Here is a 19,439-nt window from a genome sequence, read left to right as displayed (position 1 = left end):
GTACGACTGGTCGTGAGGACCCTCAGCGAGCTGTGCATCACCGTCGGAACCCTGATCGTCCTCTTCGTCGTGTACGTGATGTTCTGGACGGGTGTCCAGGCCGACAGCGCCACCGCCGGCCAGATCGACCTCCTGCGGCGGGAGTGGGTCGACCAGCCCGTCGCGGACACCCCGGAGACCGCACCCGGGCCCGCTCCGGCTCCCCCGGCCGCGCCCCCGCCCAAGCCGTACACGGCCGGCAAGGGCATCGCCGTCATGTACATCCCCCGTCTCGGCAAGGACTGGGAGTGGCCCGTCCTGGAGGGAACGGCGGCCGCCACCCTGAAGAAGGGCCTCGGCCACTACGCCTCCACCGCGCGGCTCGGCGAGACCGGGAACTTCGCCGTGGCCGGCCACCGCCGCACCCACGGAGATCCGTTCAAGGACTTCCCCCGGCTCCGCCCGGGTGACGCGGTGGTCCTCACCGACGGGACGACCTGGTTCACGTACCGGATCGCGAACGAGCCGTACCGGACCGTGCCCACCGACATCGGGGTGATCGACCCGGTGCCCTCACCCATGAGGAAGAACGCCGCCGCATTCGACGGGCCGGGCCGCTATCTCACCCTCACCACGTGCGAGCCGGAGTGGGGAAGCAGCCACCGACTGATCGTCTGGGCACACCTGGACGCCATCCGGACTGTGACGCAGGGCAAGCCACCGGCTTTGGACAGCTGACCCCCCGCGAGGGCATCGCCCCGTAGTCTGGTGCCGTAACGAACGGAAGGGGTAGCGGACGTCATGTACGGCTGGATCTGGCGGCATCTGCCGGGCAACGCGTGGGTGCGAGGCATCCTGTCGCTCGTGCTGGTCCTCGGCGTCGTCTACGCGCTCTTCCAGTATGTGTTCCCCTGGGCAGAGCCTCTGCTTCCGTTCAACGACGTGACGGTGGAGGGACAGTGAGCGCGCGGATTCTCGTCGTCGACAACTACGACAGCTTCGTCTTCAACCTCGTTCAGTACCTCTACCAGCTCGGCGCCGAGTGCGAGGTGGTGCGCAACGACGAGGTCGAGCTGAGCCACGCCCAGGACGGCTTCGACGGCGTCCTGCTCTCCCCCGGCCCGGGCGCGCCCGAACAGGCCGGTGTCTGCATCGACATGGTGCGCCACTGCGCGGCCACCGGCGTACCCGTCTTCGGTGTCTGCCTGGGCATGCAGTCGATGGCCGTGGCGTACGGAGGTGTGGTCGACCGCGCCCCCGAGTTGCTGCACGGCAAGACCTCCCTCGTCCGCCACGAGGGCAAGGGTGTCTTCGCGGGCCTGCCGTCGCCGTTCACCGCGACCCGCTACCACTCGCTGGCCGCCGAGCCCGCGGACCTCCCGGCCGAGCTGGAGGTCACGGCCCGGACCGAGGACGGCATCATCATGGGGCTGCGCCACCGCGAACGGGCCGTCGAGGGCGTGCAGTTCCACCCGGAGTCGGTGCTCACCGAGTACGGCCACCTGATGCTCGCCAACTGGTTGGAGCAGTGCGGCGACAAGGGGGCGGTCGGGCGGTCGGCGGGGCTCGCGCCGGTGGTGGGCAAGGCCGTCGCGTGACCGCGGGGTCGCCGTGGTTCCGGGCGACGAACCTGCCGGAGGAACCAGAGTCTGTGCCCGCATCGGAGTACGGAGCGCCTGTGCCCCAGTCCGCACCGCAAGCCGCACCGCAAGCCGTACCTCATTCCGTGCCGCCCTCCGCTCCGGAGCCCATATCCGCGCCGGCGTACGAGGAGACGGCCTACCAGCCCGCCTACGGGACCGCGGCGGGGTACGAGCCGGTACGGGAGCCACAGGCGTCCCAGGAGCCCCAGAGGCCCCTTCAGGCGCCCTACGAGGCTCCGCACGAGCCGTACCAGCCGTTCGACGAGACGATGGCCATGCGCTCCATGGAGCCCGCCCCCACGCCCACGCCCGACCTCGGACCCGGCCGAGCCGAGCGCCGGCGTGCCGCCAAGGGCAAGGGCCGGCGCGCGGCGGCGCCCACGGAGTCGGCCGACCCACCCGCCGCGCCCCTGTCACGCGTCGAGGCCCGCCGGGCGGCGCGCGCCCGCAAGGAGAGCGTCGGCGTGGTCGCCAGCCGGGTGGTGGGCGAACTGTTCATCACCTTCGGCGTCGTCATGCTCCTGTTCGTCACGTACCAGCTGTGGTGGACCAACGTCCGGGCCGGGCAGCAGACCGACAAGGCGAAGGAGCAGATCGAGGACGCCTGGTCCAAGGGCCGCGCACCCGAGGCGTTCGAGCCCGGACAAGGCTTCGCGATCATGTACATCCCCAAGCTCGACGTGGTCGCCCCCATCGCCGAGGGCATCAGCAAGCCCAAGGTCCTGGACCGGGGCATGGTGGGCCACTACGCCGACGGCACGCTGAAGACGGCCATGCCCTCCGACAAGCAGGGCAACTTCGCCGTGGCCGGACACCGCAACACGCACGGCGAGCCGTTCAGGTACATCAACCAGCTGGAGCCGGGCGATCCCATCGTCGTCGAGACCCAGGACGCGTACTACACGTACGAGATGACGAGCATCCTGCCGCAGACCGTGCCGTCGAACGTCGCGGTCATCGACCCGGTACCCAAGGGGTCGGGCTTCACGGCGCCGGGGCGGTACATCACGCTGACCACCTGCACCCCCGAATTCACCAGTACCTACCGCATGATCGTGTGGGGCAAGATGGTCGAGGAACGCCCGCGCAGCAAGGGAAAGCCGGACGCGCTCGTAGGCTGAGACCCCACGACACCACACCTCAAGACGGGACGACGCAGTGGCACGTGCGCGCAACAGGATCGCCGGAATCATCAGCTTCTTCGGTGAACTCCTCATCACCGCGGGCCTGGTGCTCGGTCTCTTCGTCGCCTACTCCCTGTGGTGGACCAACGTCCTCGCCGACCGCGCCGCCGACCAGGAAGGCGAACAGGTCCGCGACCGCTGGGCCGGCGGCCCGGGGGCCCTGGACACCAAGGACGGCATCGGCTTCCTGCACGTACCGGCCATGGACAACGGCGAGATACTGGTCAAGAAGGGCACCGACAACGACACCCTCAACAACGGCGTCGCGGGCTACTACACCGACCCGATCAAGTCGGCCCTCCCGCAGGACAAGCGGGGCAACTTCTCGCTCGCCGCGCACCGGGACGGGCACGGGGCGAAGTTCCACAACATCCACAAGTTGAAGAACGGCGACTCGATCGTCTTCGAGTCCAAGGACACCTGGTTCATCTACAAGGTGTACAAGTCTCTGCCGGAGACGACGAAGTACAACGTGGACGTCCTCCAGCCGGTCCCGGAGGAGTCCGGAAAGAAGAAGCCGGGCCGCTACATCACGCTGACGACGTGCACACCGATGTACACCTCGGACTACCGCTACATCGTCTGGGGCGAACTGGAACGCACGGAGAAGGTGGACAGCGACCGCACACCGCCGGCGGAGCTGCGCGCTCAGTAGGAACGAACGGACAGGAAGAAGCCCCGGCATCCTCATGGATGCCGGGGCTTCTTCCGTGGTGCGCGCGGTGGGCTGGGGCCTGTCCGACGGATCAGGCCGGAGATAGGCCCTAGTCGAAGAATCCGTTGCCGTCGTCGCCGCCCGCCGTGTAGACCGTGATCGTCTGGCCCTGGGTGACCGGGCTGCCTTCCGGCGGGTTGGTGCCCAGGACCGTCGCGTTCCTCTTGTCCGAGCCCTGTGCCGCCACGACCAGGCCCAGCGCCTCGAGCTGCTGCTTCACTTCCTCGAACTTCTTCCCGGCGAGGCCGGTCGGGAGCGTGGTCTGCTGCTGCTGCGGGCCCTTGGAGACCTTCAGAGTGATCTGGACGTCCTTGGACTGATCGGTGTTGGCCTCCGGGGTCTGGCCGATGACCGTACCCGCGGGCTGGTCCGAGTCCACGTCCTGGCGGGCGATGTTGCTGAAGCCGAGCGTGGTCAGCTGCTGCACCGCCGCGTCGTAGGACTTGTTGGTGACGTCAGGCAGGGGCGTCTGCTTCTTCTTCGACACCGTGATGGTGACCTCGGTGTTCTGCTCCGCCTTCGAGCCGCCGGTCGGGTTCTGACGCAGGACCCTGCCCGGCTCCTCGTCGGACTCCTCCTTCTCGACCTTGACCCGGAAGCCCTTGGCCCGGAGCTGTTCCTCCGCGCGCTCCTGGGACTTCTCGGTGACGTCCGGGACCTCGATCTGCGGCGCGCCCTCGGAGACGACGACCGAGATCGTCTCGTTGACGTTCATCTTCGCCGTGCCGTCCGCCACCGGGGTCTGCCGGCAGATCGTGCCCTTGGGCTGGTCGCAGCGTTCGGAGCCCGACTGCACGACCTTCACCTGGGTGTTGGTCGCGAGCCCCTGGGCTTCCTCCAGAGTCTTTCCGACGAGCTGCGGCACGGGCACCTGCTCCGTGCCCTCCTTGCCGTCGAAGATCGATCGGCCGATCAGGATCGCGCCGACGAGCACCAGGACGCCCGCGAGCACCAGCAGGATCGTCGAGGTGTTCGACTTCTTCTGGCGGCGGCGGTCCGGGCGGTCGTCGTAGCCGTAGCCGCCGTCGTCCGGATTCATCGGAGGCAGCATGGACGTCTGGCCGGCCGGGTCGGCCTGGCGCAGGGCCGTCGTCGGCTGATCGTCCGGCGCGTAGCCGCCGTAGCCGCCGCCGTACGCCGCCGCTCCCATCGCCGCGGCCGCCGCGACCGGCTGACCGTCGAGGCACGCCTCGATGTCGGCGCGCATCTCGTCCGCGGACTGGTAGCGGTAGTCGGGGTCCTTGACCAGTGCCTTCAGGACGATGGCGTCCATCGAGGGCGTGATCTCGGGGTCGAAGTTGCTCGGCGGCTGCGGCTCCTCCCGTACGTGCTGGTAGGCGACCGCGACCGGCGAGTCGCCCACGAAGGGCGGCCGGACGGTCAGCAGCTCGTACAGCAGACAGCCGGTGGAGTACAGGTCGGAGCGGGCGTCGACCTGCTCACCCTTGGCCTGCTCCGGGGAGAGGTACTGGGCGGTGCCGATGACCGCGGCGGTCTGCGTCATGGTCATGCCGGCGTCGCCCATGGCGCGGGCGATGCCGAAGTCCATGACCTTGACCTGGCCGGTGCGCGTCAGCATGACGTTCGCCGGCTTGATGTCGCGGTGCACGATGCCGGCCCGGTGCGAGTACTCCAGCGCCTGGAGGATGCCGACCGTCATCTCGAGCGTGCGCTCGGGCAGCAGCTTGCGCCCGGAGTGCAGCAGCTCACGCAGGGTCGAGCCGTCGACGTACTCCATCACGATGTACGGGATGGAGACCCCGTCGACGTAGTCCTCGCCGGTGTCGTAGACCGCGACGATCGCCGGGTGGTTGAGCGAGGCGGCGGACTGGGCCTCACGGCGGAACCGGGCCTGGAAGGACGGGTCACGGGCGAGGTCGGCCCGCAGCGTCTTCACGGCGACGGTGCGGCCGAGCCGGGTGTCGTGGGCGAGGTAGACCTCTGCCATGCCACCACGGCCGAGCACCGAGCCCAGCTCGTACCGGCCGCCGAGGCGACGCGGCTCTTCCATAACTGATCCAGCCCTCTCCGTCTGTCCCGACCGCACCCGTGTGTGGTCCGGCGGTGTGCTGTTCGCGCATACGCTACCGGCCTTACGGAAGGCGTTCCGACCGCGACCGGCACCTGATACCTGACCGGTACACGGCCGGTATCCGGCCGGTGCCCGGCCGGCGGGTCAGCTCCTGTTCGTCAGTACCGCCTTCATCACGGCCTTGGCGATCGGGGCGGCGAGGCCGCCACCGCTGATGTCCTCGCGGGCCGTGCCGTCGGAGTCCTCGACGATGACGGCGACCGCGACCGGCGATCCCTGGTCGGTCTTGGCGTAGGAGATGAACCAGGCGTAGGGCCGCTTGGCGTTCTTCTCGCCGTGCTGGGCCGTACCCGTCTTGCCGCCGACCTTCACGCCGTCCATGTTCAGGTCGGCCTTGCCGCCGGTGCCCTTCTCGACGACGTTCTCCATCATCGTCTGGATCAGCTGGGCGTTCCGCTGCGAGACCGGGCGGCTCATCTCCTCGGGCTCGTTCCGCTTGAGCACGTCGAGGTTGGGTGCGCGCAGCTCCTCGATCATGTACGGCTTCATGAGCTTGCCGTCATTGGCGATCGCGGCGGTGACCATCGCCATCTGGAGCGGGGTGGTGGCGGTGTTGAACTGGCCGATGGAGGAGAGCGCGTTCCCGCCGCGGTCCATCTTCTTGTCGTAGACCGAGGCGGCGGAGCGGACCGGGGTGAACTGCTCGGCGTTGAAGCCGAACTTCTCGGCCGTCTCGACCATCTTGTCCCGGCCGACCTCGTCACCGAGCTTGGCGAAGACCGAGTTGCAGGAGACTTCCAGCGCCCTGTTCAGGCTGGCGTTCTGGCAGCCGCCCGCATGGTTGACCATGTTCTTGGTCGACAGCGGGATCTTGTACGGCTCGGGGGTGTCCGTCGGGGCGTTGATGTCCGTGACGTTGCCGTGCTCCAGCGCCGCGGCCGCCGTGACGACCTTGAAGACGGAGCCGGGAGGGTAGATCTCGCGCAGCGCGCGGTTGAGCTTCGGCTTGTTCTTGTTCTTCTCGAGCGCGACCCACGCCTTCTCGTCCTTGGCGGAGTACCCGGCGAAGGAGGAGGGGTCGTACGAGGGGGTGGACGCCAGCGCCAGGATCTTGCCCGTCTTGGGCTCGATGGCGACGACGGCGCCCGTCTTCTTGCCCAGCCCCTCGAAGGCGGCCTTCTGGGCGGCACCGCTGAGGGTGGTGACGACGTCGCCGCCCTTCTTCTTGTCGCCGGTGAACATCGCCAGCGTGCGGTCGAAGAAGAGCCGGTCGTCGTTGCCGGTCAGGATGCCGTCCTCGATCTTCTCGATCTGGTTGGCGTCGTAGGCCTGGGAGGCGTACCCGGTCACGGGGGCCCACATGGGACCGTCGGTGTAGGTCCGCTTGAACCGGTAGTACGGGTCCTGGGAGTCGACCGATCCCGTGATGGGCTTGCCGTCCACGATGATGTTGCCGCGGACGTTGGCGTACCGCTCGATCTGCACCCGCTTGTTCCGGGGGTGCGCGTTCAGTTCGTCGGCGCGGACGTACTGGATCCAGTTGTCCCGGATCAGCAGGGCGAGGACCAGCAGGCCGCAGAAGATCGCGACCCGGCGCAGGGGCTTGTTCACGGACGGACCACCTGGGTCATCTCGGCGTCGGGGGACGGGGCGGGGGCGGGCGCCGGGCGGCGCGCGGTGTCGCTGATCCGGATGAGGATGCCGATCAGGGCCCAGTTGGCGATCACGGAGGAACCGCCGTACGCGAGGAACGGCATGGTCATACCGGTCAGCGGGATGAGGCCCATCACACCGCCGGCGACGACGAAGATCTGGAGCGCGAACGCGCCCGACAGGCCCATGGCGAGCAGCTTGCCGAACGGGTCGCGGGCCGCGAGGGCGGTGCGGACACCGCGCTCGATGATCAGGCCGTACAGCAGCAGGAAGGCCATCACACCGGTCAGCCCGAGCTCCTCGCCGACGGTGGCGAAGATGAAGTCGGAGTTCGCGGCGAAACCGATGAGGTCGGAGTTGCCCTGGCCGAGGCCGGTGCCGAGGATGCCGCCGGAGCCGAAGGACATCAGCACCTGCGACATCTGGTCGCAGGCGGCGGCCATGTTGGACCCCTCGGGAGCCGTCTTCAGGCACCCGAACGGGTCGCTCCACGCGGCCACGCGGGACTGGACGTGTCCGGCGAACGAGGCGACACCGACGGCGCCGGCGACGGACATCAGCAGACCCATGACGATCCAGCTGGTCCGCTCCGTCGCCACGTACAGCATGATCACGAACATGCCGAAGAACAGCAGCGAGGTGCCGAGGTCGTTCTCGAAGATCAGGATGAGGAGGCTGACGGCCCAGATGGTGAGGATCGGGCCGAGGTCACGGCCACGCGGCAGGTAGAGCCCCATGAAGCGGCGGCTGGCCAGGGCCAGCGCGTCGCGTTTCACCATGAGATAGCCGGAGAAGAAGACCGCGAGGACGATCTTGGCGAACTCGCCGGGCTGGATGGAGAAACCGCCGACGTTGATCCAGATCTTGGCGCCGAAGACGTCCGCGCCGAGGCCCGGCACCAGCGGCAGCAGCAGCAGCACGAGGGCCGCCACCATCGAGATGTAGGTGTAGCGCTGCAGGACGCGGTGGTCCTTCAGGATCAGCAGCACGCCCACGAACATCGCGATGCCGATGGCCGAGTACAGCATCTGGTTGGGGGCGTCCGGGGTGAAGGTCTTGTACCGGGCGATGATGCGCGGCGACTGGTCGAGCCGCCAGATCAGCACCAGGCCCATGCCGTTGAGCAGCGTGGCCAGCGGAAGCAGCAGCGGATCGGCGTACGGCGCGAACTTGCGCACCACGAGATGCGCCACGCCCGCGAGCAGGCCGAGGCCGAGGCCGTACCCCAGCATGCCCGACGGCACCTCGCCGTCCAGCGCCAGGCCGACGTTGAGGTACGCGAACACCGGGATGACGACGGCGAACGCGAGCAACGCCAGCTCGGTGTTGCGGCGGCTCGGCGCCTCGATCGCGCCGATGGTGGTCGTGTTGGTGACAACGCTCATGGTGGTGAAAGGCCCCCTACGGGTGCTTACTGCTTGCCGCAGTTCGAGGCCAGCTTCTGCTCGTCCTCCGAGAGGGTGGGGCCCGGGGAGGGAGCGGCTGTGGTGGGCTTGGTGTCGGGCGAGGTCGCGCCGGCCGGGGGCTTGCTCGCCTGGTCCGCGGCCTTGTCGGCCGCGGCACGGCGCTGCTCCTGCTTCTTGCAGGCCGAGGCCTGCAGGGCGAGCTCCTGGATCTTGGTCTGGGCCTTGCCGAGGCTGCCCCCGGCGATCGTGTCCTCGACCTGCTTGCGCTGGTACGGCGGGAGGTACTTGAGTTCGATCTCGGGATGGTCCTTCTCGACCTCCGAGAGCGACAGCCAGGCGAGATCCTGGCTGATGCCCCGGTACAGCGCCACGTGCTCGTCCTTGGAACCGACGTAGTACTGCGTCTGCGTCCAGCGGTAGCCGCTGTACGCGCCGCCGCCGATCACGGCGAGCGCGAGGATCAGGAAGAAGCTCCGCTTCAGCCACTTGCGGCCAGTGCGCGGCTTGGCGAAGTCCTCGTCGGTGTAGGCACCGAACGAGCCCTGCGGCGGCATCCCGCCGTAGCCGTGGTCGTCGCCGCTGCCGGGCGGGCCGAACCCGCCCGTCGGCGGCTGCTGGTGCGAGGCCGCGCGGCCGAGCCCGGAGGCGCGGCCGGCCGGGGTCTGCATCGCTCCGCCGTCGTGGGGCTGCGCCTGGTTCTCGGCGACCGCGCCGACGATGACGGGGGTGTCGTTGAGCTGACCGGCGAGGGTGTCGCCACCGTCGACGTCGAGGACGTCGGCGACGATCACCGTGATGTTGTCGGGGCCGCCGCCGCGCAGCGCGAGCTGGATCAGCTCCTGCACGGTCTCCTGTGGGCCCTGGTAGCTGGCGAGGGTGTCCTCCATCGTCTGGTGGGAGACGACTCCGGACAGCCCGTCGGAGCAGATGAGGTAGCGGTCCCCGGCCCGGACCTCGCGGATCGACAGATCCGGTTCGACGTGGTCGCCGCTGCCCAGCGCGCGCATCAGCAGGGAGCGCTGCGGGTGGGTGGTGGCCTCCTCCTCGGTGATCCGGCCCTCGTCGACGAGCCGCTGCACCCAGGTGTGGTCCTGCGTGATCTGGGTCAGGACCCCGTCGCGCAGCAGATAGGCGCGGGAGTCGCCGACGTGCACCAGGCCGAGGCGCTGGCCCGTCCACAGCAGGGCGGTGAGCGTGGTGCCCATGCCCTCGAGCTGCGGGTCCTCCTCGACCATCATCCGCAGCTGGTCGTTGGCGCGCTGCACCGCGGCACCGAGCGAGGTGAGGATGTCCGAGCTCGGGACGTCGTCGTCGAGGGTGACGAGGGTGGAGATCACCTCGGAGGAGGCGACCTCACCGGCGGCCTGGCCGCCCATGCCGTCGGCGATCGCCAGCAGCCGCGGCCCGGCGTAACCGGAGTCCTCGTTGCCCTCGCGGATCATGCCCTTGTGGGACCCGGCGGCGAAGCGCAGTGACAGACTCATGCGCACCTGCCCTGTCGACGCCGCCTCGGGGTACAGCCGGTCTCGAGCCACACTGCCCACCCTCCGGTCGGGAGCCCGTGCCGGTGCGCGGCCCGGACCTGCCGGTCCGCCGCGCGATCCGTCGTGGGGACCGCCTCGGCCCGCTCGCTCCGCTCGCACTCATACATGACGTAGCACTACTTCCGCAGCTCGATGACGGTCTTGCCGATGCGGATCGGCGCGCCCAGCGGAATCGGTGTGGCGGTGGTGAGGCGGGTCCGGTCGAGATACGTGCCGTTGGTGGACCCGAGATCCTCGACGATCCACTGCCCGTCCCGGTCCGGGTAGATCCTGGCATGCCGGCTGGAGGCGTAGTCGTCGTCCAGCACGATCGTCGAATCGTGGGCCCGGCCGAGCGTGATGGTCTGCCCCTGCAGGGCGACCGTCGTGCCGGTGAGGGTGCCCTCGGAGACGACCAGTTTCGTCGGGGCGCCACGGCGCTGGCGGCCGCCGCCTCCGCTCTGCTGGCCGCGCTGCTGGGGAGGCGCGGCCGCCTGGCGTGCGTTGTTCTGCTGCGGTCTGGCGTCCTGGCGCCGCGAACCGCGCTGTGTGACACGTGTGCCGAACAGATCGCTGCGGATGACCTGGACGGCCACGATGACGAACAGCCACAGAACGGCCAGGAAACCCAACCGCATGACCGTCAGGGTCAGCTCTGACATTGCCCCCGCTTCACCCTTCGGCTTGCCGGTAAACGATGGTGGTGCTGCCCACGACGATCCGCGAGCCGTCGCGGAGCGTAGCGCGGGTGGTGTGCTGCCCGTCCACCACGATGCCGTTGGTGGATCCGAGATCCTGGATCGTCGAGGGCGTTCCGGTCCGGATCTCGCAGTGCCGGCGCGAAACGCCGGGATCGTCGATCCTCACGTCCGCGTCGGTGCTGCGGCCAAGGACCAGGGTCGGGCGGGAGATCTGGTGGCGGGTGCCGTTGATCTCGATCCAGCGGCGCACCTGGGCGCCGGAGGAAGGCATCGGGCCGGCCGCGCCGGCCGCGGGACGGCCGGCGGCCGGAGCCGTGCGCTGGGGGCTGCCCGGCGGCGGGGCCGCGGGCATCGGCGGAGCGCCGACAGGCGGGTAGCCGTAGCCACCGGGGGCGCGGCCCTGCTGCTGGTGGCCGGCGGCGGGCGGCTGCGGCTGTGACGAACTCGACGCGAGGGTGCGGCTGCGCACCCGGTACAGACCGGTGTCGAGGTCGTCGGCCTTCTCCAGATGGACCTTGATGGGGCCCATGAAGGTGTAGCGCTGCTGCTTGGCGTAGTCGCGGACCAGGCCGGACAGCTCGTCGCCGAGTTGGCCCGAGTAGGGGCTGAGACGCTCGTAGTCGGGCGTGCTCAGCTCGACGATGAAGTCGTTGGGAACGACAGTCCGCTCGCGGTTCCAGATCGTGGCGTTGTTGTCGCACTCGCGCTGGAGAGCGCCCGCGATCTCGACGGGCTGGACCTCGGACTTGAAGACCTTGGCGAAGGTGCCGTTGACCAGACCTTCGAGACGCTGCTCGAAACGCTTCAGGACTCCCATGGGGCACCTCCTCCGTCGTTGCCGTCCTGGTACTGCTTACTGATCGTATCCACGCGTCGGGAAATCGGCTGGTTCCCCTTCTCTGCCCTGTGGACGAGTGTCACCTCTCACACGGATCGTAGAGGCGGCCTGTGGACAGTGTCCCGCACCCGGGCAGCGTCCTGGGAGACTGGGGCGACGCGGCGGGGCGGCCGGTGGGTGGTCCGTCCCGTTCCTCCCGGTACTCGACAGCTTCCCTCGCCGGTACGCCACCACGTTCCTCGCCGGTACGCGCCCGCGTTCTTCGGCGGTACGCGCCCGCCTTCCTCGCCGGTGCTCGGCCGCCGTGCCCGCCCGGACGCGACCGACTCGCTCCCGCTGCTCGATCGATTCGTCGGGCCCTCCTTCTTCTTCCCGCTTCTTCTTGTGGCCGGTGTCTCTTCCCTCGCTCGTGTCTCCTCCCTCCCTGTTCACTGGGCGGGCGGCCGAAACAACGGATGTGAATCCACGGTCAGCGGCGTGCTAATCTTCTGATGTCGCCAGGCGCTCGCACCGAAAGGTGAGGGAGCCCGGAGCACACCCAATGCGCGGGTGGCGGAATAGGCAGACGCGCTGGATTCAGGTTCCAGTGCCCGAAAGGGCGTGGGGGTTCAACTCCCCCCTCGCGCACCAGACGGAAGCCCCGTAGGTCATCGACCTACGGGGCTTCCGCGTTGTCCGCGTCGCTTTGCGTTTCGCGTTGCTCGGCTTTGTTCGGGGTGGGGCCGGTCGCGAGGGTGGTGTGCGACGTTCGTCGCACCAGGGGGCGACGAAAGTGGGCCGCGGGCGGGGCGGGGCGCTGCCTAGGGTGCGAGCGTGGACGCGTCTTCGAAGATCAGAGCCGGGATCGGCGCCGGACGGCGGTGGTTCGCGGCGCCCGGCATGTGGTCACGGCGCAGGGCCGCCGGCGAGGCGGTCCTCGCGGTGGTGATGGCGCTGCTCGCGGCCGGGACCGAGGAGCTGGTCGGCGGCGAGGGATGGCGGCTCGCCTGGGTCGCGCTGACCGCCGCCCTGCTGTCATTGCTGCGGCGCCGGCTGCCCGCGACGGTACTGATCGCGACCGGGGGGCTCGCGCCGCTCGTCCCGGGGTTCCTGGTGCTGCTGATCCTCGTCGGCTGGTCGGCGGGAAGCCATGTCGCCGGCGCCGGACGCGCACTGATGGCGTACACCGTCTCGTACGTACTGAACGTCGGCACGACCCTGCTGGAGTCCTGGGACCAGCAGCGGTTGCTCAGCCTCGTGCTGCTCACGACGCTTTACTACCTGGCGACGACGCTGGCACCCGGGCTCGCCAACCGGTACTGGACCCAGCGCCGGACGCTGCTGCACGCCCTGCAGGAACGCAACGCCCAACTGCTGCGCGAGCGCGTCATGGTGGCGAGCCAGGCGCGGCTGCGGGAGCGGCAGCGGATCGCCCAGGACATGCACGACAGCCTCGGACACCAGCTGGCGCTCATATCGGTGCACACCGGCGCCCTTGAAGTGGACAAGGAACTGACCGACCGGCAGCGCGAGGCGGTCGGGGTGCTGCGCAACGCGTCGGTGACCGCGATGCACGAGCTGCGCGAGGTCGTCGGCATCCTCCGGGACGGAATCGAGGCACCGGACACGGAGCCCGTCCTACCCGCGCGGGCCGGTGACGAATCGGGACGGGCGGCACGGGGGACCGCCGGTATCGAGGGGCTCGTGGAGGCGGCACGGGCCGCGGGGAACCAGGTGGAGCTGCGCCGGCTCGGGGGCTACCAGCCGCTGCCGCCCGCCGCCGACCACGCGGCGTACAGGATCGTCCAGGAGGCGCTGACCAACGCCTACAAGCATGCGCCGGGTGCCCAGATCGAGGTCGAGCTGCGCTACGAGCCGGACTCGTTCGTGGTGGAGATCGTCAACGAGGCGGCCGCGGAGCCGCCGCGTGACGTGGTGAGCGGCGGTCAGGGGCTGACCGGGCTGCACGAGCGGGCCCGGCTGGTCGGCGGCATGGTCCACGCCGGCCCGGTGGACGACGGGGGCTTCCGGGTCGCCGGAGTCCTGCCGTACGGCGTCGTGGAGGCAGCACCTTTGGTCGATGTGGCCGACGACTTCCGGCAGCAGTCGACGGCACCCGTGATCGGCGACGGTGGACGGGTGTCAGTCGGACCGGCCGACTGGACGTTCACGGAGCGGGAGTTGGCGATGGCGCTGAGCGGGGGCAGGAGCAAGGGAGGCGGGGTCGCGCTGGGGTGCGGGATCGCGTTCGCGGCGCTGGTGCTGCTGATGGTGGTCGTGGGCTTCGGTATCTACTTCCTGATGGGATCGGTGAAGGAGGGGATGATCGATCCGGGCCAGTACGACGCTGTGAAGGTCGGCATGGCCGAGCAGGAGGTCCGCGACCAGCTCCCCTCCGGAGACACGCTCGCCACCACGGGTCTGCATGGCAGAGGGCCCGCGGAGCCCGAGGGGTCGAAGTGCCTGGTGCTGATGTCCTCGGAGATGGGGGAAGGGATCGAGACGGAGCCGGTTTTCCGGTTCTGCTTCAAGGACGGCAAGCTGATCGAGAAGAAGTCGTACGAGGTCAAGCGGTAGCGCTGGCCCGCCCGTATCGGTAGCCGTGGGGGAGTAGCTGTGGCAGGGCAGCGCATCAGGGTCGTGATCGCCGATGACGAGCCGTTGATCAGGGCCGGGATCCGGATGATCCTCACCTCGGACCCGGAGATCGAGGTCGTCGCGGAGGCCGCGAACGGTCGGGAGGCGGTCGAGGAGGCGCGGGCGCATGCCGCCGACGTGGTGCTGCTCGACATCCAGATGCCGGTGCTCGACGGGCTCTCCGCCCTGCCGGAGCTGCGCAGGGCCGCGCCGTCGGCGCGGGTGATCGTGCTGACGACCTTCGGCGAGCGGGAGAACGTGCTGCGGGCGCTGGAACACGGGGGCGCCGGGTTCCTGCTCAAGGACACGGCGCCGGCCGAGCTGATCAGGGCGGTTCGGGCCGCGGCGGCCGGGGACGCGTACCTCTCGCCGGCCGCCACCCGGCACGTGGTCGAGCGTCTGGCCTCGGGGCGGGAGGCGGCGCGCGCGGAGGAGGCCAGGGGGCGGGTGGCGGCGCTGAGTGAACGGGAGCGTGAGGTGCTCGCGCTGCTGGGGGAGGGGCTGTCCAACGCGGACGCGGGCAGGCGGCTGCATATGAGCGAGGCGACGGTGAAGACGTATGTGAGCCGGATCCTGGCCAAGCTGGGCTGCGAGAACCGGGTCCAGGCGGCACTGCTGGCGAGGGACGCGGGTCTGTAGCGGGACGGGAGCCGGGGGCGCACCGTCGTCGGGCCGGGCTTGGCCGGAGCTGGCGGTGCGCGGTCGTGGTGGCGGGGCGGGTGTTCAGCGAGGGGCGTCGGGGCTGCCGGCGGTGCCCGCGGCGTTGTAGCGGAGCAGGTACGCGGCGAACCGGGCGAGGTCCTCGGCCGACCAGTCCTTGAGGCGTTCCTGGTATGCGGCCAGACGGCTCGCCTGGGTGGAGGAGAGGACGGCGGCGCCCGCCTCCGTCGGGTGGAGGACCTGGACGCGGTGGTCGTCCGGGTCCGGGCGGCGCTCGACCAGACCCAGCTTCTCCAGGCCCGCGACCTGTCGGCTGACCGTCGACTTGTCCAGCAGGTAGTGCGCGGCGAGATCCGTGGCGCGGCAGCCCTGCTGGTCGACGATGTGCGCGAGCAGTGTGTACGAGACGAGCGGCAGCTCGGGATGGAGCCGGGCCGCCGCGGCGCGTGCCCGGCGCGCGAACGCCGTCAGCTCCCGCTGGATGATGTCGACGGATGACTCGCGCGCGCCGTCGGTCATGGTGCGCTCCTCGCTGTGGTTCGCGGACTGTCCCGCTTCAGTTGTATAGTACAACGGTTACTTAGTTGTAAAAGCCAACCATGGAGGTCTGCTCGTGTCCGCCCGACCCGCCCCCACAGGAACGAACGCCCCGGGCGCGCTGCGGCACGTCCTCGGGCACCTGCTCACCCCGCTCCTGATGTGCGTCGGCATGGGGCTCGCCTACCTCGGCGCCTTCCACGCCCCCCAACCTCACGACCTGCGGGTCGATGTCGTCGGCTCCGGACCCAGCGCCCAGGTCCTCGCCCAGACCCTCCACGACAAGGGCGACGGCGCCCTCGACGTCCGTACCGTCACAGACCGGGACACGGCCGTCTCCGCCCTGCGCGAGCGGTCCAGCTTCGGCGCCTACATACCCGGCACCCGCCCCGAACTGCTCGTGGCCTCCGCTTCCTCGGACACCAGCGCCATGGCGGTGGAGAAGGTCTTCACCAAGGTCGCCGCCGGACAGGGCGCGCCGCTCACGGTGACCGACGTCGCCCCCGTCTCCGACGGCGACCCCACCGGACAGGGCATCTTCTTCCTGCTCGTCGCCCTCAGCATCGGCTCGTACGCCTCCGTCGCCGTGATCGGCGGCGCCGGTGCGGTACTGCCCCTACGGATCAGGGCGCTGCTCGCCGCCGGCATGTCGCTCGTCGTCAGCCTCATCGGCACTGTCTTCGCCGGACCGATGTTCCACCTCGTCGACCAGGGCCTCGCCGGCGTCTGGGCCATGTCCTGGCTCTACTCGGTCGGCATCCTGCTGATCGGCGTCGGACTCCACACCTTCCTGCGCCGCTGGACGACCCTCGGCGTCATGGTGCTGTTCGTGATGCTCAACTTCACCAGCTCCGGCGGCATCTACCGGCCCGAACTCCAGCCCGGCTTCTTCGGCGCCCTGCACGCCTTCTGGAACGGCGCCGGCTTCGTCGAGGGCGTCCGCAGCCATGTGTACCTCGACGGCCACGGCCTCGGCGGACACCTCCTGGTCCTCGCGCTGTGGTTCCTCGCCGGAGTCGCCATGACCGCCCTCGCCGGACTGGCCGAGGCACGCCGCCGGCCGCTCGGGGCACAGACCGAGAAGACCGAGAAGACCGAGAAGACCGAGGAGAGCGAGGAGAACGAGGAGGAGATGGAAGAGGCCGTCGGCGTGTAGGTACACCCCCTGCGGTCAGTCAGTTGTCCACAGCACATGGGTTGTCCACAGGGGGAAGACGACCCGAACAGCCCGGCGGTACGGTCGTGCCCGGTTGATGGTTGATGTTGGACATCGCACCGGACAGGCGCGACATCGGGGGAGGACGTCCCATGGGCGAGAACCAGGCAGCGGTACCAGGACAGCGGAGCACGGGCAGCGAGCGCAACCCGCACGTACCAGGGTTCGCGGCGCGCACCGCCACGGGAGCGACAGACTCCCCCAAGCAACAGGGCAAGCGGCTGCGCCAACACGTCCCGCGCTCCGCCCACAAGGAACTGTCGCTGCCGGCCGACCGGCCCGACGCGGTCCGCGCCGTCGAGGAGTCGAGCCGCGACCGGGTACCGGAACTCGCGCCGATACGCGTCGGCAGAATGGCCGCGAGCCCCTTCGCGTTCCTGCGCGGCTCCGCCGGCCTGATGGCCCACGACCTCGCCGGCTCACCCGTCACCGGCATCGCCGCCCAGATATGCGGCGACGCCCACGCGGCCAACTTCGGCCTCTACGGCGACGCCCGCGGCGGGCTCGTCATCGACCTCAACGACTTCGACGAGACCGTCGTCGGCCCCTGGGAATGGGACCTCAAGCGGCTGGCCACCTCCCTCGTCCTCGCCGGACGGGAGGTGGGCGCCGGCGAGGAAACCTGCCGGGCCGCCGCGTTCGACACCGTCGGCGCCTACCGCCGGACCATGCGGCTGCTGGCCCGACTCCCCGTCCTCGACGCCTGGAACGCGATCGCCGACGAGGAACTCGTCTCCCACACCGACGCCCGCGACCTGATCGGCACCCTCGAACGGGTCTCGGAGAAGGCCAGGAACAACACCAGCGCCCGGTTCGCCGCCAAGTCCACCGAGACCGTGACCCACGAAGAAGGCGGCGGTCGTCGGTTCGTCGACGCGCCACCGGTGCTGCGACGGGTACCGGACACGGAAGCGGCCGAGGTCGTCGCCTCCCTCGGCCCGTACCTCGAAACCGTCTCCGAGGACCGGCTGCCGCTCCTCGCGCGCTACGCCGTCCACGACGTCGCGTTCCGGGTCGTCGGCACCGGCAGCGTCGGCACCCGCTCCTACGTGGTGCTGCTCCTCGACCACCGGGGCGAGGCGCTCGTGCTCCAGGTGAAGGAGGCACGGCCCTCCGCCCTGCTCCCCCACCTCCCGGCCGTCGGCTTCCCGGTCGAGGACCCGGGGCACGAGGGGCGGCGCGTGGTGCTCGGACAGAAACGAATGCAGGTCGTCAGCGACATCCTTCTCGGCTGGACCACCGTGCGGGGGCGTCCCTTCCAGGTGCGCCAGTTCCGCAACCGCAAGGGCAGCGTCGACCCGGCCGCCCTCACCCCGGACCAGCTCGACGACTACGGCCGTATGACCGGCGCGCTGCTGGCCCGGGCCCACGCGCACAGCGCCGACCCACGGCTGATAGCCGGCTACTGCGGCAAGAACGAGGAGCTGGACGAGGCGATCACGGCGTTCGCCGTGGCGTACGCCGACCGCACCACCGCGGACCACGCCGAACTGGTGACGGCGGTGAACGACGGCCGTATCGCGGCGGAGCTCGGCGTGTGACGGCGGCGGGCTGCCGACGCGGGTAGCCGAGGCCGGCTGCTGGCGATTGGTCGCCGACGACCGGCTGCCGACGATCGGCGACGCAGGGCAAGGGGGCGGGGAGGGGCGGGGGAGGGAGGGGGGAGGGGCCCCCGAGGACCGTAGGCTGGTGGGGTGACGAGCCGGAACGAGGACGTTGACGTGGACCGACACACGGACCCAGCCGTGGATCCAGGCGCTGGGCAGGGCCCCGACGAGGGCGCCGGCCAGCTTTCGGCCGAGAACCCTGGCCAGGGCACGGACGGGACCCCGGACGAGAACGCCGGCCAGGGGACCGACGGGGTCGCGGCCGAGAGCGTTGGGCAGATTCCGAACGAGGGCAGCGGCCAAGGCCCTGAGCAGGGGGCGGGTGCGGAGCGGCCCGAGGCGCGGCTGGAGAAGGCCGTGCGGGTGGCCGAGCAGGCGCTGATCGAGTTCGAGATCGCCGTGGAGACGTTCCGGGTGGAGGTGGAGAACTTCTCCCGATTGCATCACCAGAAGCTCGGCCCCATGTACACGCGGCTCGACGAGCTGGACGCGCAGATCGCCGAGGCGCGCGCGGCCAGGACCGGGGATCCGGAGGATGTGCGCCGGGCCCAGGAGGCGCGCGCGGCCGTCATGCCGATGCCCGGTGTCGACGAGCTCTTCCACGACTGGATGGACTCCGACGGGCTGTCCGCCGAGGCCGCCGCGATGCTGACCGAGCAGCCGGTGCAGCCGCCGAAGCGCGTCAGGCCGGGCGAGGAGGCCCGCAAGCTGTATCGCGAGCTGGCCCGCAAGGCACACCCCGATCTGGCCCGGGAGGACGACGAGCGCAAGCGGCGCGAGGAGTTCATCACCCGGGTGAACGCGGCGTACGCCCGTGGTGACGCGGCGATGCTCCGCGAGCTGTCCGAGGAGTGGGCGGCCGGTCCGGCGCCCGCCGAGGAGCGGCTGAGCGAGAGCGAGGAGCTGTACGCGCGTCTCGAGTGGCTGTCGCAGCGCAAGGAGCTGTTGAGCGTGGTCGCGCGTGAGCTGGAGGAGAGCGCGATCGGCGCGATGCTGCGGATGGCGCCCGACGACCCGGACCGGCTCCTGGAGGAGATCGCCGAGCAGCTGCTCGCGCAGGTGTCGGAGCGTGAGGCTGAGCTGGCCGGGCTGGTGCAGTAGTTTTTCGAAGAGCTCGAGTTCGTTCGAG

Annotated in this window: 17 protein-coding genes and 1 tRNA gene; 11 read left to right on the top strand and 7 right to left on the bottom strand. The window is 70.0% G+C overall.

Features of this window, described 5'->3' with window-relative positions:
* Window positions 1-12: 12 nt before the first annotated feature.
* From ABZY12_RS04920 to ABZY12_RS04900, 5 genes are all read left to right on the top strand, one after another.
* Window positions 13-717 carry a class E sortase gene (locus ABZY12_RS04920; protein WP_356887201.1) on the top strand — a complete coding sequence of 235 codons (705 nt, stop codon included), beginning with the start codon at window positions 13-15 and terminating at the stop codon, window positions 715-717.
* A 63-nt stretch (window positions 718-780) separates the two neighbouring features.
* Window positions 781-942, top strand: coding sequence for a hypothetical protein (locus ABZY12_RS04915; RefSeq protein WP_356887199.1), 162 nt, complete (start codon window positions 781-783; stop codon window positions 940-942).
* Window positions 939-1,577 carry an aminodeoxychorismate/anthranilate synthase component II gene (locus tag ABZY12_RS04910; RefSeq protein WP_356887197.1) on the top strand — a complete coding sequence of 213 codons (639 nt, stop codon included), beginning with the start codon at window positions 939-941 and terminating at the stop codon, window positions 1,575-1,577. The genes ABZY12_RS04915 and ABZY12_RS04910 overlap by 4 nt, the downstream gene beginning before the upstream one ends.
* On the top strand, window positions 1,574-2,743 hold the full coding sequence (locus tag ABZY12_RS04905; RefSeq protein WP_356887195.1) for a class E sortase: 1,170 nt from the start codon (window positions 1,574-1,576) through the stop codon (window positions 2,741-2,743). The genes ABZY12_RS04910 and ABZY12_RS04905 overlap by 4 nt, the downstream gene beginning before the upstream one ends.
* 37 nt (window positions 2,744-2,780) lie before the next feature.
* Window positions 2,781-3,461 (top strand): class E sortase, encoded by a 681-nt coding sequence (locus ABZY12_RS04900; protein WP_356887193.1) that lies wholly within the window; start codon window positions 2,781-2,783, stop codon window positions 3,459-3,461.
* Between the two features lie 109 nt (window positions 3,462-3,570).
* Here ABZY12_RS04900 and pknB read toward each other — a convergent pair whose 3' ends face one another.
* The 6 genes from pknB to ABZY12_RS04870 all read right to left on the bottom strand — a co-directional run bounded on the left by pknB (window position 3,571) and on the right by ABZY12_RS04870 (window position 11,653).
* The gene (gene pknB, locus ABZY12_RS04895) at window positions 3,571-5,532 is read right to left on the bottom strand and encodes a Stk1 family PASTA domain-containing Ser/Thr kinase (RefSeq protein ID WP_356887191.1); all 1,962 of its coding nucleotides are present in this window, start codon (window positions 5,530-5,532) and stop codon (window positions 3,571-3,573) included.
* A 165-nt stretch (window positions 5,533-5,697) separates the two neighbouring features.
* Window positions 5,698-7,164: a penicillin-binding transpeptidase domain-containing protein gene (locus ABZY12_RS04890; RefSeq protein WP_356887189.1), complete on the bottom strand. Its 1,467-nt coding sequence runs from the start codon at window positions 7,162-7,164 to the stop codon at window positions 5,698-5,700.
* Window positions 7,161-8,591 carry an FtsW/RodA/SpoVE family cell cycle protein gene (locus ABZY12_RS04885; RefSeq protein ID WP_356887187.1) on the bottom strand — a complete coding sequence of 477 codons (1,431 nt, stop codon included), beginning with the start codon at window positions 8,589-8,591 and terminating at the stop codon, window positions 7,161-7,163. The genes ABZY12_RS04890 and ABZY12_RS04885 overlap by 4 nt, the downstream gene beginning before the upstream one ends.
* 26 nt (window positions 8,592-8,617) lie before the next feature.
* Entirely contained in the window at window positions 8,618-10,096 is a 1,479-nt protein-coding gene (locus ABZY12_RS04880; protein WP_356887185.1) for a Stp1/IreP family PP2C-type Ser/Thr phosphatase, read from the bottom strand.
* 176 nt (window positions 10,097-10,272) lie between these two features.
* Window positions 10,273-10,797, bottom strand: a complete 525-nt coding sequence (locus ABZY12_RS04875) for an FHA domain-containing protein (protein WP_356887183.1) — start codon at window positions 10,795-10,797, stop codon at window positions 10,273-10,275.
* A gap of 10 nt (window positions 10,798-10,807) precedes the next feature.
* Window positions 10,808-11,653 (bottom strand): DUF3662 and FHA domain-containing protein, encoded by an 846-nt coding sequence (locus tag ABZY12_RS04870; RefSeq protein WP_356887181.1) that lies wholly within the window; start codon window positions 11,651-11,653, stop codon window positions 10,808-10,810.
* A 564-nt stretch (window positions 11,654-12,217) separates the two neighbouring features.
* Here ABZY12_RS04870 and ABZY12_RS04865 point away from each other — a divergent pair.
* The 3 genes from ABZY12_RS04865 to ABZY12_RS04855 all read left to right on the top strand — a co-directional run bounded on the left by ABZY12_RS04865 (window position 12,218) and on the right by ABZY12_RS04855 (window position 14,929).
* Window positions 12,218-12,304, top strand: a tRNA-Leu gene (locus ABZY12_RS04865).
* 249 nt (window positions 12,305-12,553) lie between these two features.
* Window positions 12,554-14,230 carry a histidine kinase gene (locus ABZY12_RS04860; protein WP_356887658.1) on the top strand — a complete coding sequence of 559 codons (1,677 nt, stop codon included), beginning with the start codon at window positions 12,554-12,556 and terminating at the stop codon, window positions 14,228-14,230.
* Between the two features lie 39 nt (window positions 14,231-14,269).
* Window positions 14,270-14,929 carry a response regulator transcription factor gene (locus ABZY12_RS04855; RefSeq protein WP_356887179.1) on the top strand — a complete coding sequence of 220 codons (660 nt, stop codon included), beginning with the start codon at window positions 14,270-14,272 and terminating at the stop codon, window positions 14,927-14,929.
* Window positions 14,930-15,013: 84 nt separating this feature from the next.
* Here the strand turns inward: ABZY12_RS04855 and ABZY12_RS04850 are convergent, their stop codons facing one another.
* On the bottom strand, window positions 15,014-15,469 hold the full coding sequence (locus tag ABZY12_RS04850; protein WP_356887177.1) for a MarR family winged helix-turn-helix transcriptional regulator: 456 nt from the start codon (window positions 15,467-15,469) through the stop codon (window positions 15,014-15,016).
* Between the two features lie 94 nt (window positions 15,470-15,563).
* Here ABZY12_RS04850 and ABZY12_RS04845 point away from each other — a divergent pair, with 94 nt between their 5' ends.
* The 3 genes from ABZY12_RS04845 (at window position 15,564) to ABZY12_RS04835 (ending at window position 19,411) form a co-directional block, all read left to right on the top strand.
* On the top strand, window positions 15,564-16,643 hold the full coding sequence (locus ABZY12_RS04845) for a hypothetical protein (protein ID WP_356887175.1): 1,080 nt from the start codon (window positions 15,564-15,566) through the stop codon (window positions 16,641-16,643).
* A 152-nt stretch (window positions 16,644-16,795) separates the two neighbouring features.
* Window positions 16,796-18,244 carry a DUF2252 domain-containing protein gene (locus ABZY12_RS04840; RefSeq protein ID WP_356887173.1) on the top strand — a complete coding sequence of 483 codons (1,449 nt, stop codon included), beginning with the start codon at window positions 16,796-16,798 and terminating at the stop codon, window positions 18,242-18,244.
* A gap of 345 nt (window positions 18,245-18,589) precedes the next feature.
* Window positions 18,590-19,411: a J domain-containing protein gene (locus ABZY12_RS04835; protein WP_356887656.1), complete on the top strand. Its 822-nt coding sequence runs from the start codon at window positions 18,590-18,592 to the stop codon at window positions 19,409-19,411.
* Window positions 19,412-19,439: the final 28 nt, after the last annotated feature.

The sequence above is a fragment of the Streptomyces sp. NPDC006551 genome, assembly GCF_040611675.1.
In the GTDB taxonomy this organism is placed as follows: domain Bacteria; phylum Actinomycetota; class Actinomycetes; order Streptomycetales; family Streptomycetaceae; genus Streptomyces.
Note: the sequence above shows the minus strand (reverse complement) of the source record. Positions and strands in the feature narration are given on the sequence as shown.